Here is a 23,428-nt window from a genome sequence, read left to right as displayed (position 1 = left end):
TTTAGCCAAAGATAGAACGAAGTCCTATCAAAACAAAAGAAAAAAATTATGGAAAATCTTGATAACCCAAACATAGAAAATCAACCTTCTATCGATCTCAATAAAAACGAAGCCCAGTTTCAGTCAAGAATTGATATGATTGAGCTTCGTGCAAGCCTGGATAAAGTAAAAACCGAAATAGGCAAAGTAATTGTGGGGCAGGAGAAAATGATAGAACATTTACTGGCAGCATTACTTTCCAATGGACACGTTTTGATAGAAGGTGTTCCCGGAGTTGCCAAAACGATTACAGCAAAACTATTAGCTAAAACAGTTGATGTTGGTTTTAGCAGAATCCAGTTTACACCCGATTTGATGCCTTCCGATATTCTGGGAACTTCAGTTTTCAGTGTGAAAAACTCTGAATTTGAATTTAAAAAAGGGCCTATCTTCTCCAACTTTATATTAATTGATGAGATCAACAGATCGCCAGCCAAAACCCAGGCTGCTTTATTTGAAGTAATGGAAGAAAGGCAGATCACGATGGATGGAACCCGTTATATTATGGAGGAGCCATTCTTGGTGGTAGCTACCCAAAACCCAATTGAGCATGAAGGAACATATAGACTTCCTGAAGCGCAGCTAGACCGTTTCTTGTTTAAAATTAATGTAGGATATCCTAACCTTGAGCAAGAAATTGCGATCATTAAAAATCAGCATGAAAGCAAGAAAGAAGATAAAACAGAAGGTGTACATCATGTGATCACAGCAGAGCAACTGAAAAGCTATCAACATCTGGTAAAGGAAATTATTGTTGAAGCCCAACTGATGGAATATATCGCTAAGATTATTATCAATACCAGAGAAAACCAGTTTCTATATCTTGGAGCTTCACCAAGAGCGTCATTAGCACTTCTCACTGCTTCTAAAGCTTTTGCTGCATTGAGAGGCAGAGACTTTGTCACGCCGGAAGATATTAAAGAAGCAAGTTATGCTGTTTTAAGACACAGAGTAATCGTTTCTCCGGAAAGAGAAATGGAAGGTCTTACTGCTGATGAAATTATCCGTCAAATTTTAGAAGGAATAGAGATTCCAAGATAGGTAATAGGAAATTATTGAAATACCAATGTTGAACGGTTTAATTAACTCCTTACAATAATTACTCTTAACATGAAGTTAATGAATGTCTGCCTAAAACGATAAACTGCTACCTGCCACCTAAACAATGAAAAACTTATACATCAATACACGTTTCTTTTTTACACTCATCGGAGTGGGAATCCTGTATGTTCTGGCATTTTTCTTTCCTGTGCTGATGTGGGTAGCCCATATTACTTTATTGATTTGTTTTCTCGCAGTTATGGTTGATTATCTGCTGGTTTTTAATCAAAAAGATGCTGTCCAGGCACAAAGAATATTACCGGAAAAGCTTTCCAATGGTGACGAGAACTTTGTGAAGATTGATATTAAAAATAACTATAGTTTTAAGATCAGAGCTAAAGTCATTGATGAAATACCATTTCAATTTCAGAAAAGAGATTTTTTGATAGAAAAGACAATCAATTCCGGAGCGAATACTTTCTTTCAATATAGCTTGGAACCTAAAGAAAGAGGAGAATATCATTTTGGAAGTCTGAATGTGTATGCATCGTCGCCACTGGGCTTGGTTTCTAAGAGATTCAATTTCCAGAAAGATGCGATGTTGCCGTCATACCCATCATTTATTCATTTAAGAAAATATGAATTGATGGCTTTGCAGAGTGAATTTCTACTAGGTGGAATTAAAAAGGTCAGAAAGTTGGGGCATACCATGGAGTTTGAACAGATTAAAGAGTATGTGCCGGGAGATGATATCAGAACAATCAACTGGAAAGCAACATCCAAAGCCAATCGTTTGATGGTAAACCAATTTCAGGATGAAAAATCACAGCGTATTTTCATGCTGATTGATAAAGGAAGAACCATGAAGATGCCTTTCAAAGGACTGAGTCTTTTGGATTACTCTATTAATGCAACAATGGCTTTGTCTCATATTATTCTTAGAAAAGGAGACCGCGCTGGAATGATGACTTTTTCTAAAAAGGCTGAAAATAAAATTGCTGCTGAAAATAAAACCGGACAGCTTAAAAAAATATCAGAATCACTTTATAATATCAAAACTGATTTCTTTGAAAGTGATTTCAACAGGTTGTATCAGGATGTAAAATATTCCATCAACCAGAGAAGTCTGATTTTGTTATTTACCAACTTTGAAACGCTGGATGGATTAAACCGTCAGTTGAAATATCTTCGAGGAATTGCTAAAAATCACTTATTGGTAATTGTATTCTTTAAAAACTCAGAATTGCAGACTTTGATCCATAAAAATCCTGAAAATATGCAGGAAATCTATGATGAGATCGTGGCTGAAAAATTTGAATTTGAAAAGAAGCTGATTATTCAGGAACTCCGTAAATACGGTATTTATACAGTCTATACACTTCCTGAGAATTTGAATATCGACGTTATCAATAAATATTTGGAGATAAAAGCCAGAGGAATTTTATAATTTTGTAACAAGCAATAAGCAACAATGAAAATAACACTTAATAGAATCAACGACGATTTCTTATTTGAATGTACAAATAGTCAAGGGAATTCCATTCTTCTGGATAATACTACGCAGCCGGGAGCTAAAGGGGTTTCTCCAATGGAGAGTGTATTGATGGCTGTAGCCGGATGCAGTGGGATAGATGTAGTTTCAATTTTAAAAAAGCAACGTCAGGAAATCAAAAGCTTTCAGGCAGAAGTAGAAGGAGAGAGGGTTCAGGTAGATGATGCAAAACCTTTTAAATCTATGCAGGTGAAATTTCTTTTAGAAGGAGAAATCGATCCTAAGAAAGCTTTAAAAGCTGCAGAATTATCTTTTGAAAAATACTGTTCCGTATCCAAAACACTAGAACCGAATGTAGAAATCGGGTACGAAGTATGGGTAAACGGAGAAAAGATCTAAATCTATAGTGAGGCTTGAGGGTCTCATTTTTTATTTTGTTACGGATGTAAAATGATTTTGTCTAAATGATGAAATGTTTTTTGAACCACCTATTCTACCATTCTTGCAATCGAGGCAAAAAGATATGTACCAAAAAAAACCGAATGAAACATCCGGTTTTTTTACATCATTAATTTTTAATTATTTTCTTTATAAAGATTTCCTTATCAGTGATAATCTTTATCATATATACTCCTGAAGTTAGATGATGAATAGAAAGCTGAGTATGTTGAGCATTGATGCCTGCTTGCTTTTGAATCATTTTTCCAAGTCCGTCATAGATTTCTATGGATGATATTTTTTGAGCAGAGTGAATGGAAACGTTTCCTTTTGTAGGATTAGGTGATATTTGGGTAGAGATTTTTTCCTGTACAGTAGAAGTTGCCAATACTAGATTATCAGTAGGGCAATCGCTGTTTACAGTACATCCTGTTATACCTCCCATATCAAGCTCGTCCTGTACATTTTGGATTTGGCTGGCATCACAACAAATATATTGGAGATTGGATGCGTTATAAGGAAGAGATAGCGATTCGTTAGTCCCGTTTTTGGCATATATTTTTTCCAACGAGGATGATGAAAAAGCCACTAATTGTAATTGGGTACAATTATTTACATTAAATGTTTTAGTATAATTAGGTGTATTAGCATAAGGGAGATTCAGATTACTGTAGGCATAATCAGGATCATGCTCATAGATCATTCTGATTTTGGCATGCCCCCTGAAATCTACATCTACCATTCGATTTCTTCCGATAATCAGTGAATCCAGATTAGGGAAGTTATGGATATTCAAATGGGTGAGGTTATTGCTAAAAATTCCTAAATTTTTAAGATTGGACGAAGTTCCGGTAATGCTTTGTAACGAATTAAATGCTCCATCTAATGATACAACACTTGGTATTGTGGAGATATCCAGATTGGTGAATTTATTTCCTGTTAATTTTAAATTTTTAAGATTGTTTGTATTGATTAATTCATAGGCCGTCAATTCATTTCTTTTGACATCAATAGACTGTAGATTCTGGCAATTTTTAATTTTTAAATGGTTTAATTTATTATAACTTACATTGACTGACTGAAGAGAGCCACAGTCTTCCATTTCCAAACTATTTAAAGCCCATACAGGAGCATTTGTGAAATTATTGATAGAACTACTGTGATTAAAGTCCTGCAAAACAGGACAGTTTTTGATCACAACGGATTTTAACCCTTTCTGCCCGTTAAAAGAAGCAGCAGTAAGTGCAGGGCAATTCTGAATATTTACCGATTGCAGGAATTCTGTATTAAAATCAGGAACAGGAGTGCTGTTAGGATTAAAATATCCTGCGCTGATAGATAGAGTCTCTAATTGAGGTAATCCATTAATAGTAAACTGAGTTAAGGTATGATTATCAACAATAAGTTTTTTCAGCTTCAAATTATTATTAATAGTTAAACTCTGAAGATTTCCATAAAGATTGATAGGAGCTGTGGTATAATCAAAATATCCTAATTCCAGGCTTTCAAGATTTACTGCATTAGTAGCATCGAAAGATGTTCCTGCATATTTGGTGATTTTAATATCCTTTAGAGAAGGAGTATTATTCATGAGCACGACTTCATTCCCGGCAAGTTTTACGGAATGTAGACCTGTAGAATTATTGATATTTAAAGTTCCTAAATATTTAGAATGGCACTCAATGCTTTGCAAATTAGGTGAAGCCTCAGCAATAAGACCTGTTATATTGGAGTTTTCGTTAATGTTTAGGTTTGTAATGAGAGGGCAGGCACTTATATTCAAAGTTCCGAAATACTTAGGTGAGGAACCGGGAAATGTATCTCCCATATTGATATTAACAGCATTCAACATATTAGAATGGCTTACATTAAGAGAAGACAGCCCTAAAGAATTGATAGTAACTTGTGTTAAAGATGGATGATTACTTAGATTTAAAGTTCCGGATGTTGCTCCGGAAGCATAGAAATTCCCTTCCAGCGTCAAAGTTTCCAGAAGAGATAAGCCTTCAATAGTTGATAGTATACTCTGATAACTGTTAGAAGTAAATCCGATATTTAAGTTTTTAAGAGAAGGATTGTTTGTGAAATTCTGAAGAGGAATTCCTTTTATAGAAAGATTTTTTAAATTAATGCAATTGCTTATTGAAGCATTCCCAGGATCAGAATTATTAAAAGAAACCTCTAAATTCTCCAAAGTAGAAAGGTTGCTGATGGTGAATGGATTAGATGGAACATTCCAGTAATCAATTTTTATATTTTTAATATGAGTAAAAGATAAAATACCTTGATAATTCTGGATGGGATTATTCCCTGTTGCGTTGGGATCAAGATTAATGATTTCCAATGAACCTACCTGATCTGCCTCGCTTTGCTGTATCTGTCCATCATTATTACTGTCGATGGCAAAATAATTCCCGTTCAGGTTTTTGGCAATAGTATTACCCGAAGATGATGATAGAAGAATTGATTTTAAGGATGTGTCAGGAATATTGACGATCTGTGCTTGCATCCCTAGTGTGCATACAAGGGAGGCAAACAAAAATAATTTTGTTTTCATATTTGTTATGTTTTTTTAATCAGGTAAATCTAATAAAATAATGGGAATTATGAAATGGACCTTGTTAATATTTTGAAATTTTATCCATTGTAATTCGCTGGTTCTTATTTTCTTGAAGTTTTTTAGAATAAAAATGCCGAATGAAACATCCGGCATCTATTATTGGTTATATCTTTAAAATGTCAATCTTGGTTTTATAAGCTTAGCGACTGTAGCAGTCCATCCTGTTTGATGAGAAGCTCCTACACCACGTCCGTTATCTCCATGGAAATATTCAAAGAATGTAATGTAATCTCTAAAATGTTCATCATAATTAAACTTAGGATTTCCGCCATTGAAGGCACGTTGTCCATGTTCATCCTTTAAAAATATTGAACAAAGTCTTTTACTGATATTCTGAGCCACTTCATCCAGGTTTTTCTTCTCACCACTTCCGGTTGGGAGCTCTACTTTCAGACTGTTTCCGTAGTAATAATGAAAGCGCTGTAAACTTTCCACAATCAGGAAATTGATAGGAAACCAGATGGGACCACGCCAATTGCTGTTTCCGCCAAACATTCTACTATCGCTTTCTGCAGGAGTATAATACACTACATTTTCATTGCCATGAACAGAGAATACAAAAGGATTTTCCTCATATACTTTAGACATAGCCCGGATTCCGTAGGAGCTTAAGAACTCTTTTTCATCAAGCATTCTCGTTAATACCTTTGTCAGTCTGTTTTTACGAAGGATACTCATCAGGTGTTTTCTTCCCTGGCCTTCCTCATCCCAATGAGAGACCAGTTTGGTAAGTTCAGGTTTATTTTTTAAGATCCATTCCATTCTGGTTTTGAAGTTGGGCATCTTTTCCAGAAGGCGGTGATCTACAATTTCTACAGCAAATAATGGAATTAATCCAACAATACTTCTCAAACGCAAAGAAACACTGTTTCCATTTCCAAGCTGAAGTACATCATAGAAAAAACCATCTTCTTCATTCCAAAGACCTTTCGTTCCTTCACCCAGGTTTTCCATGGCTTCTGCGATATAAAGATAATGTTCAAAGAATTTGATGGCCATATCTTCGTACACTTGGTAATACTGAGCCAATTCCATGGCAATTCGCATCATGTTTAAGGCATACATAGCCATCCAGCTTGTTCCGTCTGCCTGTTCAAGATGTTGTCCATCCTCTAAAACCATATTTCGGTCAAAAGCTCCGATATTATCCAGTCCAAGGAAACCGCCACCAAAAATATTCTTTCCGTTTTTATCCTTTCGGTTCACCCACCAGGTGAAATTCAGAAGAAGTTTCTGAAAAACCTTTTCAAGGAATAATAAGTCAGGCTTTCCATTGCTCTTTTCATCAATTTTGAAAACTCTGAAGCAAGACCACGCATGTACTGGCGGGTTCACATCACTCATATTCCATTCGTAGGCCGGAAGCTGCCCGTTAGGATGCATATACCACTCTTTAGTTAAAAGTAATAGCTGTCCTTTAGCAAATTCAGCATCAATGATGGATAAAGGGACACAATGAAAAGCAAGATCCCAGGTTGCATACCAAGGATATTCCCACTTATCAGGCATAGAAATAATATCCTTATTGTGAAGGTGATTCCACTCTGTATTTCTTACATACTCATTAAAGTTTCTTGGAGCTTCAAAATTCGGATCACCCTTGAGCCATTTTCCGATATTGTAGTGATAAAACTGCTTATTCCACAGAAGTCCGGCAAAGGCTTGTCTTTGAACATTCCTTTCATCTTCGTTGGTGGTATCGTTTTGAATTTCATTATAAAATTCTTCTGCTTCAGCCTGTCTTGTTGTAAAAATTTCATCAAAATTCTCAAAAGGTTCGGCAGTTGCCTCGGGACAAAGTCTGAATTCAAAAATTTCAGATTGCCCGGCACCGATTATTTCATCAATTAAGAAAGAAGCTTTTGTTCCTCTTTTTTCAGGATTTACCGTATTGCTTTGATGAATGATAAAATCGTTGATTCCATCTTTAAAGTATGTATTTTCTGCCTGAGGAGCACCATAAAGCTTTGGGGTGTTGGTTTCATTTTCACAAAATACTCTTTGGGTATTATCCCTTCTGGAGTAAAATTTCTTGATAGAAATACTGTCGTGTTCAATATTAATGCTTCCGTCATAGGAAGCATGCATTTCTGCTTTGTAAGTATTGTATCCCCATTTCCAGTTGTTTCTGAACCAAGCTGTAGGAGCTACTACAATGGGGGCATCTTGCTGGCTTCGGTTACAAATGGTTACCCTCACCAGAATGTCATTATGATCAGCTTTACAGTATTCAATAAAAATATCGAAATACGCATCATTATCAAAAATTCCAGTGTCAAAAATTTCATATTCCGGCTCCTGTTTGCTCCGTCTTCCGTTTTCAGCTACAAGCTCATCATAAGGGAATTCATTGATTGGATACTTATATACCATCTTCATATAGCTATGAGTAGGGGTATTATCCAGATAATAGAAAATTTCTTTGATGTCTTCACCATGATTTCCCTGAGGATTGCTCAGGCCAAAGAAACGTTCTTTAACAATTTTGTCCCTTTTATTCCAGAACGAAAGAGCAAAGCAGAAAAGTTGCTTTACATCGGAAATCCCTGCAATACCTTCTTCTCCCCAGCGGTAGGTATAGCTTTCAGCATTATTATGATTGGTGTAGTTCCATGCATTTCCATTCGGGCTATAATCTTCCCGTACATTTCCCCATTGCCGGTTGCTTACATAAGGTCCCCAGTTTTTCCATTTGGTATCTTGTAATCTTTCTTTTTCGGCGATCATATATCATCATTTTTCCATACGAAGGTAGTTTTTTTGTAAAATAATTCCAATTGTTTTTGTCTGAAGAATAATTAATATACCCTTGAAAGACTTGTGTTTAAGAGCTTTTTTAAATATTAAATTAATTTTTTTTTGATTTTAAAAGAAAAGAACTACCTTTGCACCATTCGTTCATTCAAATATTGAAAATGTTATCAAGAAAGGTTGAGGGATTAGACCCTATGAAACCTTAGCAACCCTTTGCGCAAGCAAAGAAGGTGCTACGTTCTACCAAAGAAATTTTGGACAGATAACTTACTGAAGTTCTTTTCAGCCATTTCCTGTGGCATTTTCAATTGTATTAAAATTTAATAGAATTGAAAACAGAACTAAACTATATTAATCTTTCGTATCAAACTTATTCCCAAAAGGAATACAATATCTCGTTAAGCTATGAGCTTTTCGGGAAAGACCTGTTTACAGCTCCCATCATTTTAATCAATCATGCTCTTACCGGAAACTCAACAGTATCCGGAGAAAAAGGCTGGTGGAAACAATTGGTAAGCAAGGGCCAGATTGTTGATACTGAAAAGTACACCGTTCTGTGTTTCAACATTCCCGGAAACGGATACGATCATTTTTTAATTGAAGACTATGAAGACTTCACGCCTTCAGATATAGCCAATATATTTCTGAAAGGATTAGAAGCTTTACATATTACAAATTTATACGCCATTATTGGAGGCTCCCTTGGAGGAGGAATTGCATGGGAGATGCTAGCAAAACAACCAAAGCTGGCTGAAATTTTTATTCCTATTGCTTGTGATTACAGAACTCATGACTGGCTGCATGCGCAATGTCTGGTTCAGAAATTTTTATTGAATGATAAAGATGAGCCATTGCAAAAAGCGAGAATCCATGCCATGTTGTGCTATAGAACTCCGGAATCGCTTAACGACAGATTTCAAAATAAATACAATCAGGAAAAGCAACGCTTAGAATCAGAAGATTGGTTGGTTTATCATGGTAATGCGCTAAACGAAAGGTTTAGTTTACAAGCATACAAGCTGATGAACCATTTGCTCATGAATATAAATACTGATGAAACAGCTCTGGAGCGCATAGAAGCACGAATGCACATGATCTCCGTAGATACAGATTTATTCTTCCCAGCTTCTGAAATCCGAATGTGTTTTGAAAAGCTGAAAAAGAAAAAGGAGAATATCTCTTATCACGAGATCCAATCTATACACGGGCATGATGCCTTCCTAATGGAATATCAACAATTAAATAATATCATAAAAAACATTTTATAGAGTAATGAAAAATGCTAACGAAATAAAATTTTTGAAGAACAGATCAATCGTCAAATTTGAAGGAGAAGATTTCTTAGGAGAAATTGGGATTGACGGACGAATTTTTAAAGCACTTACTTTAGCGCGTATCAGCGTAGGAGTAATCTCTCAGCAAGCCATAGAAAACGGAATCTCTATTTTGGTTCACGAAAATGATGCTGAAAAAGCAGTAGCTTGTCTTATTGATGAATTTGAAGCAGAAAGAATATCAGGGAAAGTATCCCAAATATACAGCATCAACAATGTTTCTGTAATCGGTTTTGTCGCAGAGGATTCCAACAAAGTATTTGCAGAACTGGCGAGAAACAATGTTTTCCCATTGCTTTTAAATAAAGTGGCAGGTGAAAACAGAGTAAACATTGTAGTGACATCTTCACAGGATGAAAAAACAAGAAACATCATAGAATCTGAGATCTTCAAAAATCCAAAGACCGTTCATCTGGCTATTATCGGTCATGGAAATGTAGGGAAAACATTAATCGAACAAGTTCTTGAATCTTCAGAAGAGATTAAAAGACGTAAGAAAATAGACCTTAAAGTTGTGGCTGTTGCTAATTCAAAGAAAATAGCATTCAATAAAAAAGGGTTTGATAACAATTGGACAGATGAGGTCTTAACAGCAGAACATTCGTCAGATGTTCAGGAATTAATTAATTTCTCCAATGACAATCAATTGGAAAACCTAATCGTAGTAGATAACACAGCAAGTAAAGATTTTGTTAAAAACTACCATGCATTAGCAGAAAACGGTTTCGACTTAGTTTCTTCCAATAAAATTTTTAATACTCTTCCTATTGAAGAATATAGAAAACTAAGATATACGTTGAGCAAAAACAACAGACGTTATCTGTATGAAACCAATGTAGGAGCTGGTCTTCCGTTAATTGATACCATCAAATTATTACACCTTTCAGGAGAAAATATCACAAGAATTAAAGGAGTATTCTCCGGAACATTGAGTTATGTTTTCAATAACTTCTCTTTGAGAGATGATAAGTTTTCCACAATTATCAACGAAGCTCTGGAAAAAGGATACACAGAACCAGATCCAAGAGAAGATTTATCAGGAAATGACGTAGCAAGAAAACTATTGATCTTGGCTAGAGAATTAGACCTGATTAATGAATTCGAAGATATTAACATCCAAAACCTTGTTCCGGAAAGCTTACTTGAAGTTTCAAAATCTGAATTCCTTTCAAGATTAGAGGAGCTGGATGAAGAATACCAGAAGATCAAAGAAGATCAAGAACCTGGTCATGTGTTGAGATATGTAGGAGACTTACATGGAGATCTACAGAAAGACAAAGGCGAGTTGGATGTAAAACTTATTTCTGTTCCTGCAACATCAGCTTTAGGACAGTTGAAAGGATCAGATTCCATTTTTGAAATCTATACAGAAAGTTATGGTGAAAACCCAATCGTAATTATGGGAGCCGGAGCCGGAGCACAAGTAACTGCAAGAGGAGTATTCGGTGATATTTTAAGACTAAGTGAAACAAAATAAAATTAATGTAACAATCTAGCAATGTAACAGTTTACCAATGTTGGTTATTGTCATTCTGAACAAAGCGAAGAATCTCATTGTTAAACTGTTAGATTGATACATTGGTAAATTGACAAATTAAAACTATATGGAAAATTTCGAAACATCAGCAATAAGAACCCAAACGGAGAGATCTCAGTTTGATGAGCATTCCACGCCGCTATATCTTACCTCCAGCTTTATTTTTCAGGATGCTGAAGATATGAGAGCAAGTTTTGCTGAAGAAAAACCTAAAAACCTGTACAGCCGTTTCTCTAACCCGAATGTATCTGAGTTTACAGAGAAGATTGCAAAAATGGAAGGAGCAGAAGCCGGATATGCCTTTGCAACGGGAATGGCCGCTATCTATTCTACATTTGCAGCTTTGTTAAGTGCCGGAGATCATATTGTAAGCTGCCAGTCGGTTTTCGGATCTACCCACACTTTATTCACAAAATATTTCCCGAAATGGAATATTGAAACAACTTATTTCAAAGCAGAAGATGCTGAGAATGTAGAACAATATATAAAACCGAATACAAAGATCCTATATCTTGAAACGCCTACCAATCCGGCCATTGAAATTCTGGATCTGGAGTTTTTCGGACAAATTGCTAAGAAGCATAACCTGATTTTTATTGTAGATAACTGTTTTGCAACGCCTTATCTTCAGCAGCCAATAAAATATGGTGCGGATGTTGTTGTACATTCGGCAACGAAGTTGATCGACGGACAGGGAAGAGTATTGGGAGGAATCGCAGTAGGAAGAGAAGACCTGATCAGAGAAATCTATCTTTTCGCAAGAAATACTGGGCCTGCATTATCTCCTTTTAATGCATGGGTATTATCGAAAAGCCTTGAAACATTGGCAATCCGTGTAGAAAAACACTGTGAGAATGCATTGAAAGTAGCAGAGTTTTTAGAAAGCCATCCTAATGTGGAACTGGTAAAATATCCATTCCTGAAATCCCATCCAAACTATGAAGTAGCTAAAAAGCAGATGAAATTGGGTGGAAATATTGTTGCTTTTGAAATAAAAGGAGGAATTGAAGGAGGAAGAAATTTCCTTGATAAAATCCAGATGTGCTCACTTTCTGCAAACCTAGGTGATACAAGAACGATCGTTACTCACCCGGCATCTACAACGCACTCCAAACTGTCAGATGAAGAAAGAAACGAAGTAGGAATCACAGCAGGATTAGTTCGATGCTCAGTAGGTTTAGAAAATGTAGATGATATCATCGCAGACTTAAAACAAGCCTTAGATTAATCATAAAAAGCCCCAAAGGGGCGATTTAACCCAAGATAGAACGAAGTCCTATCAACCAACTATCAAACTATCAGTCTCACTCAACAACTATAAAAGAGATGACAAATATAGAATCACTAAACAAAGCCCTCAAAGAACGCATCCTCGTTCTGGACGGAGCGATGGGAACCATGCTTCAGCGATACAAATTTGAAGAAGAAGACTACCGTGGTGAACGTTTCAAAGACTGGGAACACCCGGTAAAAGGAAATAATGATTTGCTTTCCCTGACGCAACCTCAGGCGATTGAAGAAGTGCACAAAAAATACCTGGAAGCAGGAGCGGATATCATTGAAACCAATACATTTTCCGGAACTACCATTGCCATGGCAGATTATCACATGGAAGAATTGGTCTATGATCTGAACTATGAATCTGCAAAAATCGCTAGAAAAGCTTGTGATGAATATACCGCCAAAACTCCGGATAAACCAAGATTCGTAGCAGGATCAATTGGGCCTACCAACAGAACAGCTAGTTTAAGTCCTGATGTAAATGATCCGGGATACAGAGCCATTACTTTTGAAGAACTGAGAGTTGCTTACAAACAACAGTGTGAAGCATTATTAGACGGCGGATCAGATATTCTGTTGGTTGAAACCATCTTTGATACCCTGAATGCTAAGGCTGCTTTGTTTGCTATTGATGAGCTTCAGGAAGAAAGAGGAATTAAAATTCCAATCATGGTTTCAGGAACCATTACCGATGCTTCCGGAAGAACATTAAGCGGACAGACTGCAGAAGCCTTTTTGATCTCTGTTTCTCATTTGAATTTATTAAGCGTTGGTTTTAATTGTGCTCTAGGGGCAGATCAGTTAACTCCTTATCTGGAAACCCTGGCTCATAATTCAGAATTCTATGTTTCAGCCTATCCGAATGCAGGATTGCCAAATGCTTTTGGGAAATATGATGAAACTCCGGAAGATATGGCAAGACAGATCAAAGAGTATGCAGAAAAAGGATTGATCAATATTATCGGCGGATGCTGCGGTACAACTCCTGAACATATCAAGGCGATTGCAGAGCTTGTAGAAAAATATGAACCTAGGAAATTGAAGGAATTTGTGTAATTAGATAGATTTTTTTAATTAAAATCAAGAATGTAGGCTGGGATATAAATATTAACTTTAAGTAAACCACAAAATTTAATATAATGGAAAAGCCGAGTTACTTAAAAGATTCAGATGATGCCAAGTTATTTAATGAACTGAGAAAGAAAGTGAACCAACGGGTAGAAGCCATTCCTGAAAACAGAGATATCTATATTCAGATTAAAGCGATTCTTCTGCCACTGATGTATGTAGGTTTATATTTCTTCGCCGTATTAAATGCTGAAAGACATTGGATATATATTCTGAGTTTTATTTTAATGGGAATTTCTCTGGTTTTAATTTATTTAAATCTGATTCACGAAGCAGCCCATAACAACATCTTTAAAAGTAAAAGACTGAATGGGATGGTGCTGCACATTTTTGATTTCATAGGAGCCAATTCCTATATCTGGAAAAAAAGACATATCGCAAGTCACCATGCTTATCCGAATGTGGATGGCTGGGATACCGATATTGAGCAGAGTGGTTTGCTATTAATAGTGCCTTGGATTAAGGCAAAAGGAGTACAGAAGTACCAGCATAGGTTTTTCTTTTTAGTATATCCGTTGTATCTGTTCAATTGGATGTTCATAAGAGATTTCAGAGACTTCTTTGACAAGGAAAGAGTGATTTTGAAAACGCAGGGAAGAATCCCAGTCGTTGAAAAAGTGAAAATGGTGAGTTATAAGCTGTTTTACTTTTTTTATCAGATTGTAGTTCCTGTTGTGTTCTTTAAAGTATCCATTGGGTTGGCTTTAGGAGCTTGGTTTTTACAGGTAATTGCAGCAAGTATTTTTGCACTGTTTGTTTTATTGCCTTTGCATCCACTTCCTGATAATGCCTTTCCAAGATTGGATAAAGATAATGGTCTCCCATTCAGCTGGCTTCATCACCAGTTTGAGGTGACCAATGATTTAAAAGAAAATAACTGGTTGGTAAGAAATGTATTAGGGAACTTTAATTTCCATGTGGCTCATCACCTTTTTCCCAATTACAGTTATATGTATTACAATGAGATCACAGAAGAGATAGAAGAATTTGCTAAAGAACATGGCTTGGCATACAAAAGGTTTCCTCTGTTTACCGCTTTAAGTAAGCACAGGGATTTATTGAGGCAGAATGCAAATAATGCCTACTATATTTTAGAAGAATAAAATGAAATATTTAAGATTATCAGGCCTTGAGCCTCTTATCATAACGCCGGAAAGTAATTTCATCAATGTGGGTGAAAGAACTAACGTTGCCGGATCCAAAAAGTTTTTAAGACTAATCAAAGAGGAAAAATTCTCTGAAGCATTAGACATTGCCCGCCATCAGGTTGAAGGAGGAGCACAAATTCTTGATGTCAACTTTGATGACGGTTTGATCGATGGAAAAGCATCGATGATTAAATTTCTGAACTTAATTGCCTCAGAACCGGATATCGCAAGAATCCCAATCATGGTAGACTCTTCCAAATGGGAAATTCTGGAAGCAGGTCTTCAGGTGGCACAAGGGAAATGTGTGGTAAACTCTATCAGCTTAAAAGAAGGTGAGGAAGAATTTATCAAACACGCCAAAGCCATCAAAAGATATGGCGCAGCAGTGATTGTAATGGCATTTGATGAGGTAGGGCAGGCTGACAATCTTGAACGAAGAATCGAAATTTCAAAACGATCTTATGATATCCTGGTAAACCAGATCGGATTTCCGGCAGAAGATATCATTTTCGACTTAAATATCTTCCCGGTAGCTACAGGAATGGATGAGCACAGAAAAAATGCTATCGATTTTATTGAAGCGACACGTTGGGTAAGACAAAATCTTCCTTATGCATCCGTAAGTGGAGGAGTAAGCAACGTTTCTTTCTCATTCCGTGGAAATGATACGGTAAGAGAAGCCATGCACTCCGTATTCCTTTATCACGCGATTCAGGCCGGAATGAATATCGGTATTGTAAACCCTGCCATGTTGGAGGTTTACGATGAGATTAATAAAGAATTGCTGGAACTTGTAGAAGATGTAATCCTTGACCGAAGAGAAGATGCCACAGAAAGACTTCTCGATTATTCCGAAAAACATAAATCAGTCAAAAAAGAAAAGACTGAAGATCTGGAATGGAGAAACAACCCATTACAGGAAAGAATTACTTATGCGCTGGTAAAAGGAATTGACCGTTTTATTGAAGAAGATGTAGAAGAAGCCAGACTACAAGCGGAAAGACCACTTCATGTTATTGAAGTAAACTTGATGACCGGTATGGGAGTAGTAGGAGATTTATTCGGAAGCGGAAAAATGTTCCTGCCACAAGTGGTAAAATCTGCAAGGGTAATGAAAAAAGCAGTAGCCTATTTACAACCTTTCATTGAAGCTGAAAAAGACGGATCAAGACCAGCAAACGGAAAAATCCTGATGGCAACCGTAAAAGGAGACGTTCACGATATCGGAAAGAACATTGTAAGTGTAGTTTTAGGTTGTAACAACTATGAAATTGTTGACCTTGGGGTAATGGTTCCAGCTGAAAAGATTATCCAAACTGCCATCGCAGAAAAAGTAGATGTTATTGGATTAAGCGGCTTGATTACACCAAGTTTAGATGAAATGGTGTACATCGCTTCAGAATTAGAAAGACAAAATTTAGATTTTCCTTTATTGATCGGTGGTGCAACGACTTCAAAGGCACACACCGCAGTGAAAATCGATTTAAAATATAAAAACGCAGTAGTTCACGTTAACGATGCTTCAAGAGCAGTAAATGTGGTGAGTTCGTTATTGGGAGACAGAAATAAAGAATATGTTTCTGATCTGAAGAACGACTACTCAGATTTTAGAGAAAAGTTCCTGAACAGACAGGTGGATAAAGATTATGTCTCCATTGAAGAAGCAAGAGAAAGTAAATTCAAAATAGATTGGGAAAACGAAGAAATCTTCACTCCGAATAACTTAGGAATCACTGTAATTGAAAACCAGGATTTGAGAGAACTGTTACCTTTCGTCGACTGGTCACCATTCTTCAGAAGCTGGGATCTCCATGGGAAATATCCGAATATTTTAGAAGATGAGGTGGTAGGCGTACAGGCTACAGAACTTTTCAAAGATGCACAGATTATTTTAAATAGAATTCTGGACGAAAAACTATTGACTGCAAAAGCAATCTTCGGAATTTTTAAAGCCAATTCAAATGAAACCGATGATATTCTGATTCTTGATGAAAATAATAATGAACAGGCTAAGTTTTTAACCCTAAGACAGCAGGCTCAAAGGTCAAAAGGAAAAGATTATTTAGCATTAAGCGACTTCATAGCACCACAAAGTTCAGGGAAGACAGACTATATGGGTGCATTTTGTGTAACCACAGGTTTCGGTACAGATGAGCTGGCAGAAGAATATGAAAAAGCTAATGATGATTACAATGCCATCATGGTAAAGGCTCTAGCAGACCGTTTTGCAGAAGCTTATGCTGAATTTTTACATAAAAAAGTAAGAACAGAATATTGGGGCTATGCCGTTCAGGAAGAATTAAGCAACGAAGAACTGATTGCAGAAAAATATAAAGGAATTCGTCCTGCACCAGGATACCCGGCTTGCCCAGACCATTTGGAAAAGAAAACCATCTGGGATCTTTTAAAAGTAGAAGAAAATACAGGTGTTTTCCTTACAGAAAGCTTGGCCATGTTCCCAACAGCATCCGTTTCAGGGTATTATTTCGGAAGTCCACATGCAAAGTACTTCGGATTAGGAAAAATTACAGAAGACCAGCTTAAGGATTATGCTGACAGAAGAAGTTGTAGCATCCAGGAAGCGAAAAAATGGTTGTCACCAAATTTAGCAGATTAAAATTGATATGAAGATAACAGAACACATTAAAAATGCAAATGGAAAAACTTTATTCTCCTTAGAAGTTGTTCCGCCACAAAAGGGAATTGGTATTGAAGATCTATACACGAATATTGATCCGTTGATGGAATTCAAGCCGCCATTCATTGATGTTACCACTTCAAGAGAAGAATACATCTATCTTGATAAAGGAAATGGACTGATGGAGCGCCGTATCACAAGAATGCGTCCCGGAACTCTTGGAATTTGCGCAGCCATTCAACATAAATATAATGTAGATACAGTTCCACATTTATTATGCGGAGGTTTTACCAAAGAAGAGACAGAATATCTTTTGGTAGACTGTATGTATCTTGGTATTGAAAATGTAATGGCATTAAGAGGAGATGCGATGAAAGGGCATCAGTATTTTGAACCTACTCAGGGTGGGCATGCCAGTGCCATGGATCTTGTGAACCAGATCAACAATCTGGGAAGAGGAAAATATCTCCACAATGAAGAACAGGTTTGTGATGAACTGAATAAATTCTGCATCGGAGTAGCGGGTTATCCTGAAAAACACATGGAAGCACCTTCTATGAATTACGACCTAAAATGGTTAAAGCAAAAAGTAGATGCCGGAGCAGATTATATTGTAACCCAAATGTTCTTTGACAATAAAAAGTACATAGAATTCGTTCAGAAAGCAAGGGAGATGGGAATTACCGTTCCAATTATCCCGGGAATTAAGCCAATCGCAACTAAGAAACACCTGAAAATCTTACCTCAGGTATTCAAAATAGATCTTCCGGAAGAGTTGATCACTGAAGTGGAAAACGCAAAAAATAATGAAGCAGTCAAGCAGATCGGAATAGAATGGGCCATTGCCCAGTGCAAAGAACTTCTGGATTTCGGAGTTCCTGTTTTACACTTTTATTCTATGGGGAAAAGTGATAATATTAAAAAAGTAGCCGGTGAGCTATTCTAATAAAAGTACCAAAAATGAAAGTAGCCTTGTCTTAAACGACAGGGCTTTTTATTTTACCAGAATTATATAGAGAAAAATTTCAATCAAAAATAGAATACATCAAGAAAAAAGCAGTAGGCTATACACGCACTTAGAAAGAATCAACGAAGTTGATTCCACTTTCACTCCCTTAAATATATAAAAATGTAAACTAAACCTTTAGTCAATTATCCCAGTTCAATAACTCCCATCTTCCAGCCTCCTTCTTCCTTACTCTAAAGAATCACATGCCTCTCAAACTCCTTATTCCGATCAAATAAATATCGGTAAGTCGCTAGCTTCCTCGTCACAGTAGTATCCAGCGTTTCTGCAATCTTAATCATCTTTGGATTAAAATCACCAATCCACTGAAGTTCAGTAATTGTAAAATCAGTATGCTTTCTCAAATGTTGGGTACCTTCCCAGATCATATACCCGTCGATCCCTTTTCTTTGCCATTCCGGAACCACACCGAACACAAGCCCAACCATTTTTTCATTCTTTTTAAATCGTTTTAAAAATAAAAACTTAATTTTCTCCAGAACTCCAAATTTTCCGTTGAGGTATTTAAACCACTGATTGAGATCCGGAAGATTGATCCACATCGCAATAGGTTGATCATTTTCATATACAAACCATGAGATATGTTCATTCATAATGGGTTTCATGGTGTTGAACATTTTCAAAACTTTGCCTTCCTCCAATTGCTTTCCTTCCCCATGAGCAGCCCAAGCTTTATTATAAACCTCTGTAAAGTCCTTAGCAAACTTGGGAAGGTTATTCTTTTTCATAGGTTGGGCCGAAATAGCCGGATTTCTTCTATTCTTCTCGTGAGCAATGGTAAAAACGCGTGAAACTTCAGCAAATACAGGTCTGGTAAAACAAAGCTGCTCAAAATAGACTTGAAATCCATAATTCTCAAACAGCTCCTTATAGTAAGGGAAATTATAATTCATTCCATACAAAGGCTCTATAAAGCCTTCTATTAAAAGTCCCCAAAACTTATCCCGCTCTCCGAAATTAATAGGGCCATCCATCGCTTCCATTCCTTTTTCCTGAAGCCAGTTTTTACAATGATCAAAAATGAAATTAGCCGTTTCCTGATCCTTGATACAGTCGAAAAACCCGAAACCTCCGGTAGGTTGCTTCTGTTCATAACAATTGTTGATGAATACAGCTACTTTTCCAACAGTCTTATTACCTTTTTTAAATAAAAACCTTTTGCATTCTCCATTCTTAAAGAACTTATTTTTTGATGGATCAAAAATCTCCTCAATATGCTTGTCTAAAGGACGTATATAATTTTTGTCGTGTTGATAAAGTTGTGCGGGAAATTCCAGAAATTCCCTTTTATGGTCTTTGTTGTGTACTTCTTCGACAATAATCATATAGTTTTTAATCAGAGCAGGTTATAAAAGATAATACTTTTTATACTGGCCAAAATTCTACTATTCAAAAAATATCCAATAAATATGGAGATTATAGAGGTTTTTGACGATCCAAAAAATCAATAAAAACTTTTCGGAACAAATAGATGAAACAATATTATCCGTATTTTTGCTGCAAAATAATAAAAATGGTTGATTTTACTGATAACGACGATGATATTTTCACTGGAAAAGAACATACGCCTATAAGGGAAGATGCTTTTGATAAATCGCCACAGGAAAAAATAGAAAAAATTACTGAGCTTTTTGGAGAAATCATGGAAACTTTAGGCCTGGATATGACCGATGATTCCCTGAAAGACTCACCAAAACGTGTAGCCAAAATGTATGTGAACGAAATTTTCGGCGGACTTCTTCCGGAAAACAAACCGGGAATCTCTACATTTTCCAATAAATATAAATACCGCCAGATGTTGGTGGAAAAAGATATCACAGTATACTCTTTTTGTGAACACCACTTTTTACCCATTATAGGAAGAGCGCACGTTGCTTATATTTCCAATGGAGAAGTAATTGGTCTTTCAAAAATTAACAGAATTGTAGATTACTACGCAAAAAGACCACAAGTTCAGGAAAGACTGACTATGCAGATTGTAGAAGCTCTGAAAGAAGCATTAGGAACAAAAAATGTAGCTTGTATCATCGATGCAAAACATCTTTGTGTAAACTGCAGAGGGATTAAAGACACTGCAAGTTCTACTATTACAGCAGAATTAAGTGGAATTTTCAGAACGAACCCAATTACAAGGCAGGAATTCTTACATTATGTAGGAAGCCATGCGAAACTAGACTAACACCATGAACTACCAGATCCTTAAAAATATTATAGATGCTGAACTTCAGAGATACCAGACCATTTCTGAAGAAGAGTGGACTTACAAAGCAACACCGGAAAAATGGTCAAAAAAAGAAATTATTGGCCATCTTTGTGACAGTGCTTTTACAAATATCCGTAGATTTGTAGTCACTCAATATAAAGAGAACGAGAATATCGTATACGATCAGAACGCTTGGGTAAAGGCTCAGAACTATCAGAATGTTCCAACTGCTGAGATAATCAGTCTTTGGAAAGCCTTGAACTACCAGATTGTTCATATCGTTGAAAATATTCCTGATGAAGCATTACAGAGAACTTGTGATACAACAAAAACAGAACCTCAGAGATTTACACTCGAGTTTCTGATCCAGGATTATGTAGATCATTTGCAGCATCATTTAGAATCGATTTAATTATGATAAAATTTAAAAAAGTTTCACATAAAATTTTTATCACGACAATTATCTGTTGTGACAGATCTTTATTTTAACTAATTTTTGAATCTTAAAACTATTGAATCTTTTAATAAAAAATAAATGCAACTAAAAATATACAACTCGCTTACAGCGGAAAAAGAAATATTCAAACCCATCTTAGAAGGAAATGTAGGAATGTACGTCTGCGGACCGACGGTGTACAGTAATGTGCATTTAGGGAACGTAAGAACTTTCCTTTCTTTCGATTTTATCTACCGTACCCTAATGCATTTAGGTTATAAAGTAAGGTATGTAAGAAACATTACGGATGCTGGTCACCTTACTGACGACGGAGATGTAAATAACGATAGATTTGTTAAGCAAACTCGTCTTGAAAAATTGGAACCTATGGAAATTGTACAAAAGTACACCGTGGATTTTCATAAAGTTCTTGAGATGTTTAATCTTCTTCCTCCTAATATCGAGCCTACAGCAACAGGACACATTGTAGAACAGATTGAGCTTACTCAGAAATTAATCGATACAGGTTTCGCTTACGAAAGCAACGGTTCAGTATACTTCGATGTATTTGAATACAATAAAAGAGGACTGAACTACGGCGAACTATCAAAACGTAATATAGAAGAGCTTTTTGCAAACACTCGTGATCTTGACGGGCAAGGGGAGAAAAAGAATCCACAGGATTTCGCGCTTTGGAAAAAAGCATCTCCAGCGCACATCATGAGATGGAACTCTCCTTGGGGAGAAGGTTTCCCAGGATGGCACTTAGAGTGTACTGCAATGAGTACTAAATATTTAGGTGAAACTTTTGACATTCACGGCGGAGGAATGGACTTGAAATTCCCACACCACGAATGTGAAATTGCTCAAGGAAAAGCTTGCAACGGAGCAGCTCCGGTACATTACTGGATGCATGCTAATATGTTGACAATGAATTCTCAACGTATGAGTAAATCCACAGGGAACTATATTCTTCCCATGCAGTTGGTAACAGGTGATAATGATTTCTTTGAAAAATCTTTCCACCCGTCAATTGTACGTTTCTGTTTCTTACAGGCACATTATAGAAGTGTTCTAGACATTTCCAATGATGCAATGATGGCCAGCGAAAAAGGATTTATCAGATTGATGGAAGCTGTAAAAGTGTTGAACAACATTACTCCTGATGATAATAAGCAATCAGAATTCAGTCTTACAGAATGGAAAAATAAATGTTATGATGCATTAACAGATGATTTCAACTCTCCAATTCTGATCGCTCACTTATTTGAAGCTGTAAAATACATTTTCGCTTTAAATGATGGGAAAGAAACAATCTCAACAGCAGATCTTGAAGATTTAAAGTCAACATTGAATGCCTTTATCTTTGATGTCTTGGGATTACAAACTGTAGAGGAAAACAATAATGAAAAATTGGATCAGACTTTAAAAGTTTTAATCGAATTGAGAAATCAGGCAAGAAAATCCAAAAACTTCGAACTTTCAGACCAAATCAGAGATAAACTGCTTGCCGAAGGGATAGAATTAAAAGATGGAAGAGACGGAACATCCTACGTTCTGAACTAAAAATATAAACTTCGGTTTTACAATCATTCCGTAAGAAACCTACAAGAAAGGATTCTTACGGAATTTTTTTTATTTTCCTTTTCGAATTTGCTCTTATTCAAAATAAAGTCTTTAGCTCTTCAACCCTCAGGCATCAAACCTTTACCTCCTGCTTCTCTACTTTCTTCTCTCCAATTCTGGCAGGCTCATACCTTTCAACGTATTGAGGAGCTTAATCCCGCTATCCACTCATACTCCTCGCGCCATTTTTTCCCCAATGCTCCAACCCTCCCGCTCTCCAACTCTTGCTGCGGGGTAACCGTTTCTATCGGGGCTAGGGTAGGGAACGTTAATTATAAATGATGAGCAATAATAGGTAATAGGTAATAGGTAATAGGTAATAGGTAATAGGTAATAGGTAATAGGGAATAGGGAATAGGGAATAGGGAATAGGGAATAGATGTTGGCATATATAATAGTTACCATATTTAATATAATAAGTAGAATCCATTTTAACGGAGCATCCATCAATAGAAACGGGCTTTAGCCCGTTTACATACACCAAGCCTCTTCCTTTGGCTTTAGCCCAAACCTATTTTCAGATATTTTATGAAACCATATATATGTATATTATATATAGTATAACTTTCATTGCCCATTGCTCATTACTCATATATAATAGGTATAAATCCGTGTTATACGATGCTTAAAATGCCCTTTTATAACTTTCCCAAAACAATTCCACCATTGTGGATAAGTATAAATAT

The 23,428-nt window shown here is 36.3% G+C and carries 17 protein-coding genes and 1 riboswitch; of the genes, 13 read left to right on the top strand and 4 right to left on the bottom strand.

Features of this window, described 5'->3' with window-relative positions; translation table 11 throughout:
* Positions 1–48 precede the first annotated feature (48 nt).
* From GTR01_RS19695 to GTR01_RS19685, 3 genes are all read left to right on the top strand, one after another.
* Positions 49–1,080: an AAA family ATPase gene (locus GTR01_RS19695; protein ID WP_228452292.1), complete on the top strand. Its 1,032-nt coding sequence runs from the start codon at positions 49–51 to the stop codon at positions 1,078–1,080.
* A gap of 124 nt (positions 1,081–1,204) precedes the next feature.
* A complete protein-coding gene (locus GTR01_RS19690) occupies positions 1,205–2,527 on the top strand; it encodes a DUF58 domain-containing protein (protein ID WP_160139463.1) in 1,323 nt (440 codons plus the stop codon).
* A 24-nt stretch (positions 2,528–2,551) separates the two neighbouring features.
* Positions 2,552–2,971 carry an OsmC family protein gene (locus GTR01_RS19685; protein ID WP_160139462.1) on the top strand — a complete coding sequence of 140 codons (420 nt, stop codon included), beginning with the start codon at positions 2,552–2,554 and terminating at the stop codon, positions 2,969–2,971.
* Positions 2,972–3,140: 169 nt separating this feature from the next.
* Here the strand turns inward: GTR01_RS19685 and GTR01_RS19680 are convergent, their stop codons facing one another.
* Together GTR01_RS19680 and GTR01_RS19675 are read right to left on the bottom strand one after the other, a co-directional pair.
* Positions 3,141–5,567, bottom strand: a complete 2,427-nt coding sequence (locus GTR01_RS19680) for a T9SS type A sorting domain-containing protein (protein ID WP_160139461.1) — start codon at positions 5,565–5,567, stop codon at positions 3,141–3,143.
* 174 nt (positions 5,568–5,741) lie between these two features.
* Positions 5,742–8,357, bottom strand: coding sequence for an MGH1-like glycoside hydrolase domain-containing protein (locus GTR01_RS19675; protein WP_160139460.1), 2,616 nt, complete (start codon positions 8,355–8,357; stop codon positions 5,742–5,744).
* 188 nt (positions 8,358–8,545) lie between these two features.
* Positions 8,546–8,653: riboswitch (SAM riboswitch) on the top strand.
* Between the two features lie 60 nt (positions 8,654–8,713).
* On the opposite strand from GTR01_RS19675, the gene GTR01_RS19670 reads away from it, so the two are divergent.
* From GTR01_RS19670 to metF, 7 genes are all read left to right on the top strand, one after another.
* Positions 8,714–9,652, top strand: a complete 939-nt coding sequence (locus GTR01_RS19670) for an alpha/beta fold hydrolase (RefSeq protein ID WP_160139459.1) — start codon at positions 8,714–8,716, stop codon at positions 9,650–9,652.
* A gap of 4 nt (positions 9,653–9,656) precedes the next feature.
* Positions 9,657–11,195, top strand: a complete 1,539-nt coding sequence (locus GTR01_RS19665) for an ACT domain-containing protein (protein ID WP_160139458.1) — start codon at positions 9,657–9,659, stop codon at positions 11,193–11,195.
* Between the two features lie 127 nt (positions 11,196–11,322).
* Positions 11,323–12,483, top strand: coding sequence for an O-succinylhomoserine sulfhydrylase (locus GTR01_RS19660; RefSeq protein WP_160139457.1), 1,161 nt, complete (start codon positions 11,323–11,325; stop codon positions 12,481–12,483).
* A 98-nt stretch (positions 12,484–12,581) separates the two neighbouring features.
* Positions 12,582–13,592 carry a homocysteine S-methyltransferase family protein gene (locus GTR01_RS19655; protein ID WP_068940187.1) on the top strand — a complete coding sequence of 337 codons (1,011 nt, stop codon included), beginning with the start codon at positions 12,582–12,584 and terminating at the stop codon, positions 13,590–13,592.
* A gap of 83 nt (positions 13,593–13,675) precedes the next feature.
* The gene (locus tag GTR01_RS19650; RefSeq protein ID WP_160139456.1) at positions 13,676–14,767 is read left to right on the top strand and encodes a fatty acid desaturase family protein; all 1,092 of its coding nucleotides are present in this window, start codon (positions 13,676–13,678) and stop codon (positions 14,765–14,767) included.
* A gap of 1 nt (position 14,768) precedes the next feature.
* A complete protein-coding gene (gene metH, locus GTR01_RS19645; RefSeq protein WP_160139455.1) occupies positions 14,769–17,429 on the top strand; it encodes a methionine synthase in 2,661 nt (886 codons plus the stop codon).
* A gap of 7 nt (positions 17,430–17,436) precedes the next feature.
* Positions 17,437–18,396, top strand: coding sequence for a methylenetetrahydrofolate reductase [NAD(P)H] (gene metF / locus GTR01_RS19640; RefSeq protein WP_160139454.1), 960 nt, complete (start codon positions 17,437–17,439; stop codon positions 18,394–18,396).
* 254 nt (positions 18,397–18,650) lie between these two features.
* Here metF and GTR01_RS19635 read toward each other — a convergent pair whose 3' ends face one another.
* Positions 18,651–19,802, bottom strand: a complete 1,152-nt coding sequence (locus GTR01_RS19635) for a hypothetical protein (protein WP_160139453.1) — start codon at positions 19,800–19,802, stop codon at positions 18,651–18,653.
* Positions 19,803–19,990: 188 nt separating this feature from the next.
* On the opposite strand from GTR01_RS19635, the gene folE reads away from it, so the two are divergent.
* From folE to cysS, 3 genes are all read left to right on the top strand, one after another.
* Complete coding sequence (folE, locus tag GTR01_RS19630) at positions 19,991–20,656, top strand: GTP cyclohydrolase I FolE (protein ID WP_045490962.1); 666 nt, start codon at positions 19,991–19,993, stop codon at positions 20,654–20,656.
* 4 nt (positions 20,657–20,660) lie between these two features.
* Complete coding sequence (locus GTR01_RS19625) at positions 20,661–21,092, top strand: DinB family protein (RefSeq protein ID WP_160139452.1); 432 nt, start codon at positions 20,661–20,663, stop codon at positions 21,090–21,092.
* Positions 21,093–21,215: 123 nt separating this feature from the next.
* The gene (cysS, locus tag GTR01_RS19620) at positions 21,216–22,682 is read left to right on the top strand and encodes a cysteine--tRNA ligase (RefSeq protein ID WP_160139451.1); all 1,467 of its coding nucleotides are present in this window, start codon (positions 21,216–21,218) and stop codon (positions 22,680–22,682) included.
* A gap of 228 nt (positions 22,683–22,910) precedes the next feature.
* Here the strand turns inward: cysS and GTR01_RS19615 are convergent, their stop codons facing one another.
* Entirely contained in the window at positions 22,911–23,147 is a 237-nt protein-coding gene (locus GTR01_RS19615; RefSeq protein ID WP_160139450.1) for a hypothetical protein, read from the bottom strand.
* Between the last annotated feature and the right edge of the window lie 281 nt (positions 23,148–23,428).

Source organism: Chryseobacterium sp. c4a, from assembly GCF_009900745.1.
Classification (GTDB): domain Bacteria; phylum Bacteroidota; class Bacteroidia; order Flavobacteriales; family Weeksellaceae; genus Chryseobacterium.
Note: the sequence above shows the minus strand (reverse complement) of the source record. Positions and strands in the feature narration are given on the sequence as shown.